The sequence below is a fragment of the Aquibacillus halophilus genome, assembly GCF_009649745.1.
Taxonomy (GTDB): Bacteria; Bacillota; Bacilli; order Bacillales; family Amphibacillaceae; genus Aquibacillus; species Aquibacillus halophilus.
The window spans coordinates 366,458-384,215 of record NZ_WJNG01000007.1 but is presented as its reverse complement, the minus strand read 5'-3'; the positions used below and the strand labels follow the sequence as shown (position 1 = coordinate 384,215).

The 17,758-nt window shown below is 35.8% G+C and carries 18 protein-coding genes; all 18 read right to left on the bottom strand.

The annotated features are described in order from the left end of the window. Positions 1-66 precede the first annotated feature (66 nt). The gene (gene spoIVB, locus GH741_RS10850) at positions 67-1,365 is read right to left on the bottom strand and encodes a SpoIVB peptidase (protein WP_153736797.1); all 1,299 of its coding nucleotides are present in this window, start codon (positions 1,363-1,365) and stop codon (positions 67-69) included. A gap of 220 nt (positions 1,366-1,585) precedes the next feature. Beyond that, positions 1,586-3,325: a DNA repair protein RecN gene (gene recN / locus GH741_RS10845; protein WP_153736796.1), complete on the bottom strand. Its 1,740-nt coding sequence runs from the start codon at positions 3,323-3,325 to the stop codon at positions 1,586-1,588. Positions 3,326-3,357: 32 nt separating this feature from the next. After that, complete coding sequence (ahrC, locus tag GH741_RS10840; RefSeq protein ID WP_153736795.1) at positions 3,358-3,807, bottom strand: transcriptional regulator AhrC/ArgR; 450 nt, start codon at positions 3,805-3,807, stop codon at positions 3,358-3,360. Between the two features lie 88 nt (positions 3,808-3,895). Further along, entirely contained in the window at positions 3,896-4,720 is an 825-nt protein-coding gene (locus GH741_RS10835; protein ID WP_153736794.1) for a TlyA family RNA methyltransferase, read from the bottom strand. A gap of 7 nt (positions 4,721-4,727) precedes the next feature. Continuing rightward, positions 4,728-6,620 carry a 1-deoxy-D-xylulose-5-phosphate synthase gene (gene dxs / locus GH741_RS10830; RefSeq protein ID WP_153736793.1) on the bottom strand — a complete coding sequence of 631 codons (1,893 nt, stop codon included), beginning with the start codon at positions 6,618-6,620 and terminating at the stop codon, positions 4,728-4,730. A 20-nt stretch (positions 6,621-6,640) separates the two neighbouring features. Further along, complete coding sequence (locus GH741_RS10825; protein WP_153736792.1) at positions 6,641-7,240, bottom strand: hypothetical protein; 600 nt, start codon at positions 7,238-7,240, stop codon at positions 6,641-6,643. 696 nt (positions 7,241-7,936) lie between these two features. Continuing rightward, the gene (locus tag GH741_RS10820) at positions 7,937-8,821 is read right to left on the bottom strand and encodes a polyprenyl synthetase family protein (protein ID WP_338079361.1); all 885 of its coding nucleotides are present in this window, start codon (positions 8,819-8,821) and stop codon (positions 7,937-7,939) included. Beyond that, complete coding sequence (locus GH741_RS10815) at positions 8,822-9,052, bottom strand: exodeoxyribonuclease VII small subunit (protein ID WP_153736791.1); 231 nt, start codon at positions 9,050-9,052, stop codon at positions 8,822-8,824. Continuing rightward, entirely contained in the window at positions 9,045-10,397 is a 1,353-nt protein-coding gene (gene xseA, locus GH741_RS10810) for an exodeoxyribonuclease VII large subunit (RefSeq protein WP_153736790.1), read from the bottom strand. The genes GH741_RS10815 and xseA overlap by 8 nt, the downstream gene beginning before the upstream one ends. Before the next feature lie 26 nt (positions 10,398-10,423). Continuing rightward, on the bottom strand, positions 10,424-11,278 hold the full coding sequence (gene folD / locus GH741_RS10805; protein ID WP_153736789.1) for a bifunctional methylenetetrahydrofolate dehydrogenase/methenyltetrahydrofolate cyclohydrolase FolD: 855 nt from the start codon (positions 11,276-11,278) through the stop codon (positions 10,424-10,426). Between the two features lie 12 nt (positions 11,279-11,290). Further along, the gene (nusB, locus tag GH741_RS10800) at positions 11,291-11,680 is read right to left on the bottom strand and encodes a transcription antitermination factor NusB (RefSeq protein WP_153736788.1); all 390 of its coding nucleotides are present in this window, start codon (positions 11,678-11,680) and stop codon (positions 11,291-11,293) included. A 318-nt stretch (positions 11,681-11,998) separates the two neighbouring features. Next, positions 11,999-12,397, bottom strand: a complete 399-nt coding sequence (locus GH741_RS10795; protein WP_153736787.1) for an Asp23/Gls24 family envelope stress response protein — start codon at positions 12,395-12,397, stop codon at positions 11,999-12,001. 24 nt (positions 12,398-12,421) lie between these two features. Then, the gene (accC, locus tag GH741_RS10790; RefSeq protein ID WP_338079360.1) at positions 12,422-13,777 is read right to left on the bottom strand and encodes an acetyl-CoA carboxylase biotin carboxylase subunit; all 1,356 of its coding nucleotides are present in this window, start codon (positions 13,775-13,777) and stop codon (positions 12,422-12,424) included. Between the two features lie 12 nt (positions 13,778-13,789). After that, positions 13,790-14,269 carry an acetyl-CoA carboxylase biotin carboxyl carrier protein gene (accB, locus tag GH741_RS10785; RefSeq protein WP_153736786.1) on the bottom strand — a complete coding sequence of 160 codons (480 nt, stop codon included), beginning with the start codon at positions 14,267-14,269 and terminating at the stop codon, positions 13,790-13,792. Positions 14,270-14,682: 413 nt separating this feature from the next. Continuing rightward, positions 14,683-15,279, bottom strand: a complete 597-nt coding sequence (locus GH741_RS10780; RefSeq protein ID WP_153736785.1) for a SpoIIIAH-like family protein — start codon at positions 15,277-15,279, stop codon at positions 14,683-14,685. 2 nt (positions 15,280-15,281) lie between these two features. Beyond that, complete coding sequence (gene spoIIIAG / locus GH741_RS10775; RefSeq protein WP_338079359.1) at positions 15,282-15,938, bottom strand: stage III sporulation protein AG; 657 nt, start codon at positions 15,936-15,938, stop codon at positions 15,282-15,284. Continuing rightward, positions 15,938-16,555: a stage III sporulation protein AF gene (gene spoIIIAF / locus GH741_RS10770; RefSeq protein ID WP_153736783.1), complete on the bottom strand. Its 618-nt coding sequence runs from the start codon at positions 16,553-16,555 to the stop codon at positions 15,938-15,940. Before spoIIIAF ends, spoIIIAG begins: the two co-directional genes overlap by 1 nt. A gap of 14 nt (positions 16,556-16,569) precedes the next feature. Beyond that, positions 16,570-17,751 (bottom strand): stage III sporulation protein AE, encoded by a 1,182-nt coding sequence (gene spoIIIAE / locus GH741_RS10765; protein WP_153736782.1) that lies wholly within the window; start codon positions 17,749-17,751, stop codon positions 16,570-16,572. Positions 17,752-17,758 lie beyond the last annotated feature (7 nt).

Genomic DNA, 17,758 nt, shown 5'->3' with positions numbered 1-17,758 from the left:
TTTTCGAGAATAATGTCGAATCTTACAATATGTAAACTAAAAGAAAGCTCCTAAAGAGCTTTCTTTTTAGCTTGCTTCTAAATTTTCTTCGCTATCACTGCCATCGTTGTTGTAAATATCTATCCCTGCTTCTTGCAGCATCCATTCAATATGCACACCATAACCAGATGTTGGGTCGTTAACAAAAACATGTGTTACTGCTCCTATTATTTTGCCATTTTGAATAATAGGACTACCACTCATTCCTTGTACAATTCCACCTGTTTTATCCAATAAATCCTGATCAGTTATTTTGATAATCATACCTTTAGTTGCAGGAAACTTTTGCGGAACACTGTTTATAACTTCCACATCGAACTCTTGAACCTTTTCACCCTTTACGACAGTCAAAATTTTAGCCGGGCCCTCTTTTACTTGGTGTGATAAGGCTATGGGCATAGGCTCATCCATCTTTCCATTTAAAATATTCTTTTTTAATACTCCAAATACTCCGAAAGGGCTATTCTTGGTAATACTCCCTATTTTTTCTTCCCCTGCTAAGAATTCTGCTTGCTTTTCTCCCGGCGTACCATTAACACCTTTTTCAATGGATTTTATATTTGAACGAACAATTGTGCCGTTGTTTATCTCAATAGGTTTTCTTGTATCCATATCTGATATGACATGACCAAGAGCACCGTATTTTTTAGATTTAGGATCGAAGAAGGTCATTGTTCCAATCCCTGCTGCCGAGTCCCTTATATACAGACCAATCCTATATTTTTCGTCTTTTAAGTCTTTATATGGTGTTAACTTTGTATCAAAAATTTCTTCTCCACGTTTTACCTTCACAGTTAACGGCTCGTTTTTGTCTCCTGAGTCTTCAACAAATGGAGCGACTTCTTTCATACTATTGATTTTTTTCCCATTTATCTCCAACAAAGTATCTCCAACTTCGATTTTCGCTTTCTCTCCTGGTGAAACTTCACCTTCTTTTGTGTTAACTAAATGGTGTCCAACTACTAGTACTCCTAATGTTTGGAGATTTACCCCTATTGATTGACCACCGGGGATAATTTTAAAATCATCCAAAACATCAACATTTACTTTTTTTATCGGTAACCCTGCTAGTTCATAAACAATACTACTTTCTCCAGTTGATAAAGTTTTGAACTCATTTGAATTTATTGCCTCGATTATCGGATCTGAATTTGTAGCATTAACACCTTGTCCCATGGCCGGAACGCTAAAAGGGTCTTGCTTATGAAAAGTTGTGATTTGATTGGGTATTGAAAGATATACTTGTAACGGTGTTATGAATGGAATACAAAGGAAAGCAACAAGGAGCAAGATCCCTATCCCATTACGAAAATTGTTGAATTTCATTTTTCACTCTCCTCGTTCCTAACCCACACTTTTATTTCTGTGTACTTCTAATTTGACCTTAGAATACACTTTTTAAACCCTGTAAAGATGAGAAAAAAGGGTTAACATTTCCTCTATTGTCTTTCATTAATGAAGAATAAAAATGAATTATTTAAATAAGGTAACTTAAAGCCTTAATTTGATGAGATAAATAAATCCTGACCATATTAATGGTCAGGATTTATTTGGATAAAGTTCCATTTTTAAAGTTATTAGCTAACTGAATTAATTCTCGTGCATGCTCCTTAGAAGTTTCTGTTAACTCTGCACCAGTTATCATCCGCCCAAGTTCTTCTACACTATCTTCCACGCTTAGTTCACTTACAGTTGTACTAGTTCTTTTGTTGGAAACACTCTTTTCAATCAGAAGATGCGTATCAGCCATTGAGGCAACCTGAGGTAAGTGAGTAATACACAACACCTGTGAGCCGACAGATATACCATGAATCTTCTCAGCAATTGATTGAGCTACTCTTCCACTAACTCCTGTGTCCACTTCGTCAAATATGACACTTGTTACTCCTTGGTGCTTTGAAAATATCTTCTTTAAAGCAAGCATTATTCTTGATAATTCTCCACCAGAAGCAATTTTATTTAGCTCTTTCAAAGGCTCCCCTGGATTTGTAGTTATTAAAAATTTCACTATATCAAATCCATTAGCAGTCAAATGTGTTGAGGTACCGTCGATATCAGCCTCTTCATTTCTATCTTTTTTAGTAGCAATGTTAACATCAAAAGAAGCCTTTTCTAAGTAAAGATCTTTTAGTTCCTTATGGATATCTTTTATTAATGATTTAGCTGCCTTTTTTCTTATATCATGTAAATGCCTTGCTTCTAAAAGAGCGTCTTCAGTAAGACCATTAAGCTCTTGTTGTAGCTTTAACAAATGAGAATCTCTATTTTCTAATTCATCTTTTTCTTCCTCAATTTTAGCCGAATACTCCAACATATCATTAACTGAAGGTCCGTATTTCTTTTTCAAACGATTAATCTCGTTTATTCTACTTTCAAGTTCGTTAAGTCTCTCCGGGTCATACTCTAAACCATCGAGAAAATTCCGAAGATCATAAGACAATTCTTCAATTAAAAAATAGTGATTAGAAAACTCTTCTTTCATTTTTTCTAAATCTTTTTCATATTCACTAGCACTTTCAAGTCCATTCAAAGATAGAGACAACCAATCAAGTCCCTTTTGTTCGCCATATAGCGCTTCATATGCATCATTTACACCTTGGTAAATTTTTTCGTAATTGACCAGTTTTTCACGTTCAGCTGATAATTGATCATCCTCATATGGAACTAATTCAGCATCCTGCAATTCATTTAATTGGAATTTCAATAAATCTAGACGTTGTGCCATGTCTTGTTCATTTTCGCTTAGTTTTTTATACCTTTTTTTAAATGTTGAAAGCTTTTTGAATATATCTAGATAATCTTTTTTAACTTGATCTAATTCATCACTTTTATACAAATCTAATAATTCAATATGTCGATCTACATCCATTAACGATTGTGTTTCATGTTGACTATGAATGTCAATTAAACTTTTCCCGAATTCCTTCAGAATACCAAGTGTGACAAGCTTTCCGTTAACTCGACATATACTTTTTCCACTGGATGTAATTGTGCGGTTTAGAACAATCATTCCGTCTTTTTCAATTTCAATACCGTATTCTCTTCCTTTATCAAAAATTGGATGTTTGACATCCTCAACGATAAAAAGACCTTCTAAGTTTGCCTTGTTAGCTCCAAACCGAACAAATTCAATTGATCCTCGGCTGCCAGTTAATAATCCAACAGCATCAATGATAATGGACTTACCCGCACCTGTTTCGCCAGTTAAAACTGTCAAACCTTGATTAAAGGTAATAGTTAATTCATCAATAATAGCAAAATCTTTAATAGAAAGTTCAGTTAACATGTTCATCACCCCAATCCTAGGAGTATTCAAATCTAAAGCATATCTAACAATCGGTTTTTAACTTTTTCCGTATCACTTTCTGTTCTACAAATAATTAAGATGGTATCGTCACCACAGATTGTCCCTAAGATTTCAGTCCAATCTAAATGATCTAATAATACTCCTACAGCGTTTGCATTGCCCGGTAGTGTCTTCATAACAATAAAATATCCAGCCTCATCAATCCGAACGAAAGCATCCATGATTAACCTTCTCAATTTTTCGAGCGGATTAAAACGTTGATCCGCTGGGAGACTATACTTGTATCTTCCATCTACCATGGGTACTTTAACTAGGTGAAGCTCCTTTATATCTCGAGATACTGTAGCTTGTGTCACGTTGTATCCCAGACTTCTAAGGCGCTCAACTAGATCATCCTGTGTTTCAATATCATTATCTGTAATAATCTCTCTAATTTTTATGTGTCGTTGACCTTTATTCAAAATATACCCTCCCATCCTAGCTAACCACATAATTTTCTTAAATAGCATAACCTAAAAAATGGGCTACATTATATGCAGCCCAATGGTTTCATACATGAGTGTGTTGTAGATGCGCTTCTTCGACTACACTGTCAATTTCGACATCATTCATGCTATTTCCTTCTTTTTGTGATTCATTCCATAATAAATGTACTAAGAATTCTATATTTCCATCTCCACCAGTAATTGGAGAAAATGTTAATTCTTTGATTTGATATCCTTCTTGTAGAGCAAAGGTAGTAATATTTGTTAATACCTGTTTATGTATCAAAGGATCACGAACGATACCTTTTTTGCCTACTTGTTCTCTACCAGCCTCAAATTGAGGTTTAATCAGTGCGACTACATCACTGCAACTTCCCAACAATTTGGATAATACCGGCAATATTAATTTTAAAGAGATAAACGATACATCAATAGTTGCAAAGGTTGGTATCCCTTTAGTAAGCATATCAGGTGTTACATACCTAAAATTAGTTCGTTCCATCACCACAACCCGATCGTCGTTACGTAGCTTCCAATCTAGTTGATTATAACCAACATCTACTGCATAGCTTAATTTAACGCCATTTTGGAGAGCACAATCAGTAAAGCCTCCAGTCGACGAACCTACATCAATCATTATTTTACCTGTTACATCCAATTTAAAAGTGTTTAAAGCTTTTTCAAGCTTTAATCCACCTCTACCTACATAAGGAATCAATTTCCCTTTAACAGTGATTGGTATTTCCATATCCACCTTAACACCTGGTTTATCTAAACGAACTTGCTCTGAATAGACCAAACCAGCCATAATGGTTCGCTTTGCTTTTTCTCTGGTTTCAATTAAGCCTCTCTCGACCAACAACAGGTCAAGTCTTATTTTATTACTCATATAGAAATCAAGCCCTCTGTTGTTTACTTGGCATTATTTGCTTTAATTTATCTATGACGGTATCCCTTGTCAATCCTATTTCTTCTAATAATTCCGGTACATCTCCATGCTCAACAAACTTATCAGGTATTCCCATTCGTTGTATATCTACATTTTTGTAGTTATGTGTTTCGGCAAATTCTAAAATAGCACTACCAAAACCACCTTGAAGAATTGCTTCCTCTATTGTTAAGATTGGTCTGTTCTCTATCATTAATTCATGAAGCATATCTTCATCTAGCGGCTTAATAAATCGAGCATTTACGACTTTTACAGAAAACCCTTTTTCTTTTAGGGCAGCTCTTGCTTCTAAAGCCATTTTAATAGTAGTACCAAAAGTCAAAATAGTAGCGTCAGTACCATCTTCTAATACTTCCCAACTACCAATTGGAATCTGTTTGAATGATGTATCCATTGGAACTCCTAATGCGTTCCCTCTTGGAAATCTCATTGCAATAGGTCCATCATTATACTCCAAAGCGGTATGAACCATGTGTTGACATTCATTTTCATCTTTTGGCATCATTAGCACCATATTGGGTAGGTGTCTCAAAAAGGCTATATCGAACACTCCTTGATGCGTCTCGCCATCGGCACCAACCAATCCCGCTCGATCAATTCCAAATGCGACATTCAAATTTTGCCTACATACATCATGAAGTAATTGATCATATGCTCTTTGAAGAAAAGTGGAATAAATAACTAGGAAAGGTTTCAGACCTTGAGTCGCCATCCCACCAGCCATTGTGGTAGCATGTTGTTCAGCGATACCAACATCAAAAAGTCGATCAGGGAACTCTTCCTGAAACTTGTCCAGCTTTGACCCTAAAATCATAGCAGGAGTAATAACTGTTAGACGATTATCCGTTCTAGCTATTTTTTGCAAGGCACCACTAACGACCCCGCTCCAAGCAGGTGGGGCATTGACTGGTTTGATTTTTTCGCCTGAATCAATCTTATACGGGCCAACACCATGCCATCTATCCTTCATATCTAACTCTGCTGGGGAATATCCTTTCCCTTTTTGAGTAATAACATGTATAAGAACAGGGCCATCCGTCTTTTTAGCGTATTGTATATTTTCTTGAAGATCATTAAAGTCATGGCCATCAACTGGGCCGTAATAAGTAAATCCAAACTCTTCAAAAAGCATTCCTGGTACCATGAAATATTTCATACTATCTTTAACACGTTCCGCTGTTTGAGCTATACGTCCTCCAACAGCTGGAATTTTCTTCATTAGCCACTCTAACTCATCTTTGACCCGATTATATTTACCCGCACTCCTCATCCGACCAAGCGCATTATGAAGTGCACCAACATTATTAGCAATAGACATCTCGTTATCGTTTAAGATAACAATAATGTTCTTTTTCTCATGGCCAATATGATTCAACGCTTCAAGAGCCATTCCGCCAGTAAGCGCACCATCACCAATGATAGGTAAAATGAAATTATCTTCACCCTTAACGTCACGCGCAATTGTCATACCCATTGCAGCAGATAATGATGTTGAACTATGGCCCGCTTCCCAAACATCATGTTCACTTTCACTCATTTTCGGAAAACCACAAAGACCTTTATACTGACGTAAAGTATCAAATTGAGAAGTACGACCAGTCAACATTTTATGAATATAAGACTGATGACCTACATCAAATATCAGTTTATCTTGCGGACTATTAAAATGTTGATGCAGTGCCAATGTTAATTCTACAACACCTAGGTTAGCACCTAGATGCCCACCCGTAATTGAAAGCTTTTCAATTAAAAATTTTCGAATTTCAAGAGCTAAGCTGTCTAGTTCATCATTTGATAATTTTTTTAAAAACGAGGGATCTTTAATTTTTGTCAGATCCATATCGGGATTCCTCCCCTTCATTATTTATTTCTGATCTCTTTCTTTTCTGTTGTCATTATCTTTATTTTAAATTTTTCTTCGATAAAAGCAATGGTTTTACCAACAAAGAATATGATGTTGGTCGAGGAATTAATTGCTAAATATTTCCCAATTGCCTTCCCCCCAACAGTAAGTGCTGCAACTAGACTAGTTAAAACAACCGAGGTTACTATTTGAAAACTAGAGCCGTCTGATTGTCCAAACCCATCTGCAACCTGAAGAACAACGATTGCAGTGGCTGTTCCACTAACGATTCCGGAAATATCACCGATTACGTCATTACAAAAACTCGCAAACCTATCCGCATTTCTAACAATTACAATTGCTTGTTTGGAACCGCTTACCTTCTCTGCTGCCATTGCGTGAAAAGGTACTTCATCAGCAGCGGTAGCCGCTATCCCAAGCATATCAAAAAATACCCCTATTAATACAATTAATAGGACTATTAATAATCCAATAATCCACACTACTCCACCTAAAATGGAGGAAGAAACAACTGAAAAAATAGCCGCTAACACAAACGTGATAACGGCAATACCTAGACTAAATTTTATCGACTTTTGCAAATGTGATTTCGTCATTATATAACCTCAAATAAAATATTAAAATATGTATTAGGAATGGTCATTAAAAAGGTAAAAACTGCGGCTTAGGTCCAGTAGGTTTTCCCAGACAGGTACCGAATGTTGCCATTCTGGCGGTTCCCCATTAAACCCATCTTAGCGTTGTTGCCAACAGCTAGACTGAATTACCACTTAGTCCGCACTATAATCCCTTTAAAATGTCCATTGGAACAGTCTAGGAGATTTCCTCAACAGCCTTTAACCGTCCCCTAGCCTCTTTTGCAGTGTTGATTTCATATGCTGTATATACGAATTGAAAGTGGCCACAATCTCTTCGTACTTATAACATAATCCCCTCAAACACCACTCAAGGCAGGCTACGCTACAAACAGGGATTCCCCATCCCTATATAGTAGGTTCATACCCCATTCCATAATAACGTCTGCTAAGAAGTTACCACAGAGATGGGCCTCCGCGGAAGCAGGGTCCTCGCCCACATGCCTTTGTGGATCGCCCCACAACCTTAACTCCCAGCACTGACCCAAGGCTGGGCGCCTCAAGCCAGCACAAGGAACTTCATCGATGTGCCCTTTGGCGGATTTTTAGGCCCGCCTTCAGAAACGGAAGACTGACTAGAATACTGCACCATTCCTATAGTATAAACAATATAACATATAATGGCTGATTGCTCAATTTTTTATTTAATCATTCTAATTAGTATTTTCTGTCACTTAAATAGTCAGTAAGTTGCTCTAAAATGGTCTGCGTTACTCCCGCAGTCTGTAAAGCTTCTTTTGCTTTTTTAACATAATAATCTTTAATCTCTATTGCTCCCTCTAACCCTAATAATTTAGGGTAAGTACTTTTGAAGTTTTCTTCATCACTTCCTACTGGTTTACCTAGAATGGTCGGATCACCAGTCACATCTAAAATATCGTCCTGCACTTGAAATATAAGCCCTATATAATAAGAAAAAGTATCTAGTGCCTCCATTTGCTCCTTAGATGCATTAGCAATATATGCGCCACTTACGATTGCGAATTTGATTAATTGACCGGTTTTTAAGGTATGGATTTTTTCCAATGCTTGTAATTCTATATTTTTTTTCTCTGCTTGCATATCAAGAATCTGACCCGCAACCATGCCTTTAGGTCCACTTGCGTTGGCCAATTGTTTAACTATATAAACCTTTTGTTCATCTGTAATATTTGGTTGTCTCATGATTAATTCAAAGCTATAAGTCAGTAGTCCATCCCCTGCAAGAATCGCTGTTGCTTCGTCAAATTTTCTGTGATTAGTCGGTTTTCCTCTGCGGTAATTATCGTCATCCATTGCTGGAAGATCATCATGAATAAGAGAATAAGTATGGACCATTTCTAATGCAATAGCTATTGGTAATACTGACTGATAATTACCCCCGAAAGACTCTGCACTAGCCATCATTAAAATTGGTCGAAGCCTTTTTCCTCCAGCTTCAATTGAATAAAGCATTGATTGTTTTAATCCATCTGGAATATCTAATGCCTCAATTTCTAACACAATCTCTTTATTGAATAGCTTTTGCCTGTCCTTTATATAACTGATTAAGGTATCTGCCACTTATTCTTCCTCCCCAATTGTGAAGGGTTCAAATTCACCTTGTTCATTTATGATCTGCTCCATTTGTTTTTCGACACTTGAAAGTTTATCACTACATAATTTTGAAAGTTTCATTCCTTCTTGATAATAATTTATTGCTTTTTCAAGAGGAACATCTCCTTCTTCAAGCTTGTCAACAATCTCCTCTAATTCTTTCATTGCTTGCTCAAACGTTACATCTTTTTTAGTCATTTTCTTTTTCCTCCTCAATACCCCATACTTGACAGTCCAAAGAACCATTATAAAGCTTGACAGTGATTTGTTCCCCTGGTTCAACCTGTTTACTTGAACGAATAACAGTTCCTTGCTGTGAATAAGAAACAGAGTACCCTCTTTTCATCGTTGTCAACGGGTTAAGAATTGTTAATTTTTCGAGAGTAGAATCAAATTTATTATTTAGGGACTGAAATTCATTTTTGAAAGCGTGCTGATTTCTTAATGTTAACTGATTGACTTGTTTCTTAAGTTGTTGTAGTTGTTTTTCAGGATGCTGTTGACCTAATCGTTTAAGAAGATGTTGTCGTTGCTCATTCTTTTTGTTATATAGCCCAATCATTGTTTTTGTAAGATTATCTACCTGCTTGTCCAATTCTTGTTCTTTTTGTTGCAGGAGTTGTGCAGGATAACGGAAAGCATAAGATCTTCTTAGTTGTTCCAATCTTTCTCTTGTTGTTGTCAATTTAATTGCACTTAATCGGGAAAGAGACCGCCGAAGAGAAATCAGCTTTTCTTTTAATTCTTCTTGAGAAGGTACGGCCAGCTCTGCTGCCGCGGTCGGAGTAGCAGCCCTTAAATCTGCAACAAAGTCACTAATTGTAAAATCAGTTTCATGACCTACTGCAGATATTATTGGAATGTTGGAGGAGCTGATAGCTCGTGCAACTATTTCTTCATTGAAGCTCCATAATTCTTCAATAGAACCTCCTCCGCGGCCAACAATCAATACATCAAATTCATTAATAGAATTGGAAAAGTCAATTGCTTTTACAATAGATGTGGCTGCATAATCTCCTTGAACTAGAACGGGAATTACAGTTACTTTAACAATTGGATACCTTCTGCGAATAGTAGTCAAAATATCTTTAACGGCTGCACCAGTAGGTGAAGTTACTACACCAATGTGCCTAGGAAATTTTGGAATCGGTTTTTTTTTGGATTGGTCAAATAAGCCTTCTTTAGATAACTTCTCCTTTAACTGTTCGAAAGCAAGATAAAGAGCACCAATACCATCAGGTTCCATTTGTTGAATGTACAACTGATATTGACCCTGAGGTTCATAGATGTTTATTTCACCTTTTATAAGCACATTCATGCCGTTTTCAGGTTTGAATTTCATGAAGCGGTTATTTCCAGCAAACATTACTGCTTGTACTCTTGAGTGATCATCCTTGATGGTTAGGTACATATGCCCCCGACTATGGTGTTTAAAGTTAGATATTTCACCTTTTAACCAAACTTCCTTTAAATGGTTATCTAACTCAAATTTTCTTTTTATATATTTTGTTAGCGCACTTACAGTTAAATATTTTTCATTCATTATGGACACCTTCGTCGACTTTTTTATTAAAGATTATGAAACTGCCGAGCAGATTTAATTGTATTATGTAATAGCATCGTTATTGTCATTGGTCCAACCCCTTTTGGAACTGGGGTAATATACGAGGCCTTATCTTTTGCAGATTCGAACTCAACATCACCAGTTAGTTTGCCATTAGCCATCCGATTAACCCCTACATCAATGACAACAGCCCCTGCTTTGATGTCATCACCTGATAGAAAATGCTCTTTCCCTACAGCTACTATTAAAATGTCTGCCTCTTTCGTATATTCTTTCATATTCCTTGTTTTAGAGTGGCAATAAGTAACTGTTGCATTTTCATTTAACAATAATAGTCCTACTGGTTTACCAACAATATTACTTCGACCAATAACTACTGCTTTTTTTCCTTCCATTTGGATATTTTTTGATTTTAACATAGTGATAATACCAAATGGAGTACATGGATAAAAAGTATCCTTACCAGCAACCATTCTACCAATATTTATTGGATGAAATCCATCCACATCTTTCAAAGGGGATATTGCCTCGATAATTTGTTGTTCATTGATATGGTCTGGTAATGGCAATTGTACAAGAATCCCATGAATCGTGCTATCATCATTTAATTCTTCGATTAGGTCTAACAATTCTTGTTGGGTAGTTGTTGTTGGAAGCTCGATTAAATTTGAATCTACCCCTACTTCTTTAGATGCTTTTTGTTTACCGCGCACATACGATTTTGAAGCAGGATCTTCCCCAATAATTACAACAGTTAACTTAGGGATAACACCTTTTTCCCTAAGTGAACTTACCTCCCCTTGCATCTCTTTTCTTAATTTTTCTGCTAATTCACTTCCATAAATTACTTCTGCAGTCATTTATTTTCCCCCTTACTTAATCATCTTTGAAAGGACACCATTTATAAATTTTCCGGATTTTTCATCGCCGTACTTGTTAGCTAGTTCAACTGCTTCGTTAATAGCAACACCTTGTGGGGTATCTCCTCCATAAAACATCTCATATGCTGCAATTCTTAGCAATGTCTTTTCAACTGAAGCAAGACGAGAGATTGTCCACTTTTCTAAGTGATCAGAAATCTTCTCATCAATTTTAATTCTGTGTTCTGTAACTCCATAAACCATTTGAGTCAAAAAGGAGTCCATTTCATTCTCACCATGTTCTTCAAGAACGTGCTCAATTGCATCTTTGGGCTCTATATTGTTTATATCCATTTGAAAAAGGATTTGGAAAGCCTTTTCTCTAGCGATTCTTCGTTTCATTCTTTACATTCTCCTTCATAACTTATCTTTACAAATGATAACATTTTCCAGAATGCAACGCCATATACATACACTCTCTTATTTAACATATACCCAAAAGATGATAAAATTAATAGATCTTCTCGTTAATAAACTCTACTCTATTTTAAGTCGATTTGTATAGGGAATTGTTAACTTTGTTTAGTTTCTTCTGATCTATAGAGATGCAACGATAGGTCTTAAGGATACTAACAAAATAATTTTTCGTCTTTAAGAAAAGTCCTTGAAGTACAAAAAAGGCCTCATAAGAGAATATTCTCCTCTTTGGGCCTTTTAATATTATTCCTGGCTCTCACCTAGTTCAACTTTTTGTTCCATTTGAACACCAACAACATGAATGTTTATTTCTTCTATTTCTAGTGCTGTCATATTCATCAATGCTTGCCTAATATTAGTTTGAATTTTCTGAGCAACTTCTGGAATAGCTATGCCATAGTCTAAAACTACATATACATCAATTATGACTCCTGTTTCTGTTAACTCAACTTTTATTCCTTTACCATGTGCCTTTTTACCGAAACGTTCCACTACACCACTAGCAAAATTGCCTCGCATAGCGGATACACCAGCAATTTCTGTTGTAGCAATTCCTGCTATAACCTCAATGACTTCAGGAGCTATTTCAACTTTACCCAAATTAGAATCTTCACTAACCTTTAACAAAGAGTTTTCACTCATTTTGTTCACTCCTTTTAAGTAATACTATTCACTATCCATTATAGTATATTTTTCAAGAAATTTCGTGTTAAAGTCCCCTTCAACAAAGACAGGATGCTCCATCACCCTACTGTGAAATGGAATTGTTGTAAAAATGCCTTCAATAACAAATTCATCAAGTGATCGTTTCATTCGATCAATCGCTTCCTGTCTAGTCTTACCATAGGTTATTAATTTAGCGATCATTGAATCGTAATATGGAGGGATTTTATACCCTGGATACGCTGCAGAATCAACTCTCACACCAAAACCGCCCGGGGGGAGATACATCTTAATTTGACCAGCAGAAGGCATAAACTGTTTAAATGGATTCTCGGCGTTTATTCTACACTCAATAGCCCAACCAGTAAACGTAACTTCATCCTGGGTGAAAGAAAGTTTTTCATTATTAGCAACTTTAATTTGTTCTTTGATTAAATCGATTCCTGTTACCATTTCAGTAACTGGATGTTCCACCTGAATTCTTGTATTCATTTCCATAAAGTAGAAAGTCTCTTCTTTTTTATCAAAAATAAATTCAATGGTCCCTGCTCCCGAATAGTCCACCGCCTGTGCTGCTTTGACAGCGGCATCGCCCATTCGTTTTCTGATATCAGGCGTAACAGCAGGTGACGGTGTTTCCTCAATCAATTTTTGTAGACGCCTTTGAATCGTACAATCTCTTTCTCCGAGATGTACAACATTTCCATGGTTGTCCGCTAAAACTTGAATTTCAACATGTCGAAAATCTTCAATAAACTTTTCTAAATAGACACCAGGATTACCGAAAGCAGTTTGTGCTTCGTTTTGTGTCACACCAATACCTTTGATAAGTTCTTCTTTGTTCCTTGCAACTCTTATACCTTTACCACCACCACCAGCAGTAGCCTTAATAATCACTGGATAGCCAATTTGTTCTGCTATCTTTGCGCCTTCTTCTTCATTTTTAATAATACCATCCGAACCAGGTACAATTGGTACTCCAGCTTGATGCATAGTTTCCCTTGCTACATCCTTTGCACCCATTTTTTGAATAGCATATGGACTAGGGCCAACAAAAGTAATATTACAAGCTTTACAAATTTCAGCAAAGTCAGCATTTTCAGCTAAAAATCCATAACCTGGGTGAATAGCATCCACTTCAGTTAGCGTAGCTACACTCATAATATTAGTAAAATTTAAGTAGCTATCCTTGCTATGTATAGGGCCAATACAATAAGCTTCATCCGCGAGTTGTACATGGAGAGAATCACTATCAGCTTGAGAATAAACAGCTACAGTCTCTATTCCCATCTCTTTACATGCTCGTATAATTCGGACAGCTATCTCGCCCCTGTTAGCTATTAAGAGCTTTTTAATCACACTGTCATCCCCTTACTTTGCTTTTACTCTGAACAATGGTTGTCCGTATTCAACTAACTCCCCATTTTCAGCCAAAATTTCTACAACTTCTCCTGATACTTCGGATTCAATTTCATTGAATAGTTTCATTGCTTCAACTATACACACTACTGTATCTGATTTTACTGTATCACCAATTTGAACATAATCATCCTTGTCAGGTGTTGGTGCTGCATAAAAAGTACCCACCATTGGTGATACAATTTCATAATCAAAATCAGTTGTTTGCTCACCATCGTCTTCAGGTACTTCCTTTGGCTCTGCATTAATTGCAGTTTGTTCTGAGACTTTATTTGTTTGTGGTACTGGAGAAAAGGATGGTTGTGCTGTAACCAATTCTCCTTTTTGCTTTCTTAATGAAACCTTTGTTCCATTTGATTCATAAGTAAACTCGTCAATTGATGATTCATCAATTAGCTTTATTAGATTCTGAATTTCTTGCATATTTAACATCTTAGGCACCCCTTTTTGTTTGAACGTTTAATAACAGGTACTAATAACTCCTCTTAACATTTTACGAAAAGGTTGAGGAAACTGCAACTGTTCATTTAAAATAATGAAAAGTCCATCAGCTATTCGGTTTGTTCACTATTATTCCAAAATTTAAAGGATAACAGGATTGTACCCGCTACCCTTTCTTTATAATAACACATATATTAAAAACTAAAAAAATAAAGTAAAATGATAACCAAAAATTCATCTCTCATAGTTATAACTTTGCTTTTTAATTAAAAACCTATAAGTAACAGAGCACACTTTTTTGATTGTTTAAATGAACATAAACTATTGGTATATTGATTATTTAATAAACTGACGCTATGGTTATAATCCATAGCGTCAGTTTATAGTAATAATCTATAAGATAATTAACTTACTGGTTGAAATTTGACCTCTACATATACTTCGCCAAATTCATCTTTAGCCATTTGCATTATGTCATTGGCTTCAGCATCTGACATCTCGTTAGCTTTTACTGTAACAACTACTTCATTATCTTCGGTACGAACAAGAACATCCTGATATTCTTTATCTGCCCTGATTGTTTTTTCTAATATCATCTCTTTTGTTGATAGACTATCTAATTTTTTCATTTCTTCATAAGCTGCGTTAATATCTTCTGTAGAAGCTGTACTAGAGGCTACAATATCATCCAGTTGATCTATTCTTCTACTTCTATCATCCTCAATTTGCATTCTTATTGCTGTAAATAACTCATCTGTAGATATTGACGAAGTAATCGTTCCCTCTTCACTGTCAAGGTCAATTGATTCTTCGGTATCTATCGCTTCATCAGTACCTTCTCCAGCTTCTGCTAATTCAGTAGTTGCTGCTTGATCGCTTTCTCCACCATCTTGATTAATATAAGCAAGTTCCCCTCCATTTGGCGAACTCATGTAATAGACACTTAGTACAATCATTAAACTTAACATGGTTAACAACCACACCGTTTGCTTTTTTAACATTATTATTCCTCCCCTTTGTTTTTAGGCATCACAGCTATTCTATGGGATGGGACATTCAGCACCCTCGATACAGCTTCAACTACCCACTGTTTTAACTCAATATGATCAACGCCTTTAGCTACTATTAATACACCTCTAACCTCAGGCTTCTTTGTATGGACTACTAGTGGAACTTCTTTATCACCTTGCCTCACAATCACAACTTGTTGTTCTTTAGTATCATCTTCTGAGATTCTCTCTCCGCCGTTTTGATCGACTTCCTCTGTTCTTTGTGTCCCTATTACTAAATTCTTTTCATAAACTTGTTCATTAGTGGCGTCAAGATTAACCATGACTTCAACGTCAGAAACTCCTTGAATCATTTCTAAAAGACTTATTAACTCACTTTCATAGCCTTTTTCTATCTCTTCTACTAGGCTACTCCTGCTATCATCTTCCTTGTTTAAAAATGTTTCTTGTTCCTTTTGAGCATCCTCACCTTGGTCACTAGACAGAGAGAAACTGGAACCTTCTTCCTCTGGCTGAAACGCATTACTAATGATAAGAATAAGTAAACCAACTAAAGCAATAATAATTATATAACCTAGCTTTGTCGGTTTTTTCCCATCATCAGTCTTTAATTTAAAATGAGAAATTAGTTTTTGAAATGGATTTTCCACTATACCCCTCCCTCCCATAGAATTGTTATTAATTGATTATCAAGCTGCCATTGTTCAGATAAGTACATCTTTATTTTTTCAGTATCAGGTGTGAGTTGTTCAGTCTCTTCATTTTTATCTAGATCAATAACGATATCCTCGACAGCACCATCATCTGCCTGATTAGATTTGCTTTGACCCAACATCACATTTATTTTTTCCAAATTTTCCATTTCTGGTTGCTTTACTCCTTCAAATTGAAAAGTAATGTCTATAATTGCTACATCATATTCTTTACTCAACCCCTCTTTCACTTGATTTATCATTTGGACAGCCATCTCTTCTAAAACATATGCATCTTGTGAGGCTTGTATTTCACTTTTCTTTAATTCGATAGAATTTTTCATCATTTCTTCCTCTCTTGTCGTATCTAATGCCGGTACAGCACTAGTGATAATATCCTCTACATCAACTTTAAAAAGCTGAAATAGCGGTTGGAGGAATATCAGGATAAGCAACAGACCAACAACCATATTTATATATTTCTTCATATCTGAGTTGGGTAGAATCAATTCAATGACCATTGCTAATAGTAGAAATAATATGATTTGAGTTATCCAATCAATAATAAAGTCCATTCAATATCCTCCCTTTATCGCAACATGAGGGTTAGATTACTGGAGGCAACTAAAATGACAATTGCGAAAAAGAACATAAAGGATACCACCAGTAACGATGCAAAAATATATAGAATATGTTTGCTTATAGTATTCATACAAGTTATTACAGGGCCATCTCCAATTGGTTGAAGTAAGGCTGAAGTAATTTTGTAAATTAATGAAATAACAAATATCTTTATCGCCGGAAATAATACTAGACCTATTAGAATGACTACTCCTACTAGTCCCACTGCATTTTTAAGCAATAAAGATGCCGTTAGAATGGTATCAGTAGCATCTGTGAACATCCTTCCGACCACCGGTATAAAGTTACCGGTCACAAACTTTGCCGTTTTCATCGCTACACCATCTTGAACGGCACTAACTGCACCCTGAACAGAAATGACACCTAAAAAAATTGTTAAAAATGCTCCAAGCAAAGCCAATCCAATATTTTTTAATAAGTCAGCTAGTTGTGTCACTTTGTATTCATCACTCAACGTGCTAACTATATTTAATAAAGCTGACAAAAAAAATAAAGGTATTACAATGTTTGAAACCAATAAGACACTAGTATGAATTAAAAAGATAATCACCGGGTGAAAGAAAGAAACAGCCGCAATATTTCCAAATGAGGCCATTAATCCTAACATTAAAGGTAAGAGGGCAATCATAAAATCACTCATTACATTGATCGTATCATTGACATAGGAAGCGGCTAATTTAAAACTGTTTAATGCCAATACAATGAGAACTAAATAAATAATTGAATATGCTACTTTACTAACTGTTTTACTCTCAAATGCTGTTTGGAGACTTTGTAAAATCATGCAAAACAAGGTCAGCATAATTAAAGTTCCTAGTAATTTCCCATTCATCACTAACTCATGAAAGAAAAATTCAGTAACACCTATTATCCAATCCTTTAAAGATAAAGAATCTTGGTTTTGGATAAATTCTAGAAAGCTTGTCTTTTGGATACCAGGCAAATATCCACCATATTCATTAACGACTTCATTCCAGTACCCTTTTACCTCATCGAACGATATTGATTCCATAACCTGAGATTGTATCCCACTACCTTCGTTAGGAACCGCATAAGTTTGAAGAGGATAAATACTGTTGATAAGAAGAACTACTATAATCATAACAACTAGTTTTATTATTCGATTCATTCACTAA

What these genes read in the sequence shown, in the direction of transcription:
- spoIVB (WP_153736797.1), bottom strand. Translation starts at nt 1,365, where the DNA reads ATGAAATTCAACAATTTTCGTAATGGGATAGGGATCTTGCTCCTTGTT.
- recN (WP_153736796.1), bottom strand. Translation starts at nt 3,325, where the DNA reads ATGTTAACTGAACTTTCTATTAAAGATTTTGCTATTATTGATGAATTA.
- GH741_RS10835 (WP_153736794.1), bottom strand. Translation starts at nt 4,720, where the DNA reads ATGAGTAATAAAATAAGACTTGACCTGTTGTTGGTCGAGAGAGGCTTA.
- dxs (WP_153736793.1), bottom strand. Translation starts at nt 6,620, where the DNA reads ATGGATCTGACAAAAATTAAAGATCCCTCGTTTTTAAAAAAATTATCA.
- GH741_RS10825 (WP_153736792.1), bottom strand. Translation starts at nt 7,240, where the DNA reads ATGACGAAATCACATTTGCAAAAGTCGATAAAATTTAGTCTAGGTATT.
- GH741_RS10815 (WP_153736791.1), bottom strand. Translation starts at nt 9,052, where the DNA reads ATGACTAAAAAAGATGTAACGTTTGAGCAAGCAATGAAAGAATTAGAG.
- xseA (WP_153736790.1), bottom strand. Translation starts at nt 10,397, where the DNA reads ATGAATGAAAAATATTTAACTGTAAGTGCGCTAACAAAATATATAAAA.
- folD (WP_153736789.1), bottom strand. Translation starts at nt 11,278, where the DNA reads ATGACTGCAGAAGTAATTTATGGAAGTGAATTAGCAGAAAAATTAAGA.
- nusB (WP_153736788.1), bottom strand. Translation starts at nt 11,680, where the DNA reads ATGAAACGAAGAATCGCTAGAGAAAAGGCTTTCCAAATCCTTTTTCAA.
- GH741_RS10795 (WP_153736787.1), bottom strand. Translation starts at nt 12,397, where the DNA reads ATGAGTGAAAACTCTTTGTTAAAGGTTAGTGAAGATTCTAATTTGGGT.
- accB (WP_153736786.1), bottom strand. Translation starts at nt 14,269, where the DNA reads ATGTTAAATATGCAAGAAATTCAGAATCTAATAAAGCTAATTGATGAA.
- GH741_RS10780 (WP_153736785.1), bottom strand. Translation starts at nt 15,279, where the DNA reads ATGTTAAAAAAGCAAACGGTGTGGTTGTTAACCATGTTAAGTTTAATG.
- spoIIIAF (WP_153736783.1), bottom strand. Translation starts at nt 16,555, where the DNA reads ATGGACTTTATTATTGATTGGATAACTCAAATCATATTATTTCTACTA.
- spoIIIAE (WP_153736782.1), bottom strand. Translation starts at nt 17,751, where the DNA reads ATGAATCGAATAATAAAACTAGTTGTTATGATTATAGTAGTTCTTCTT.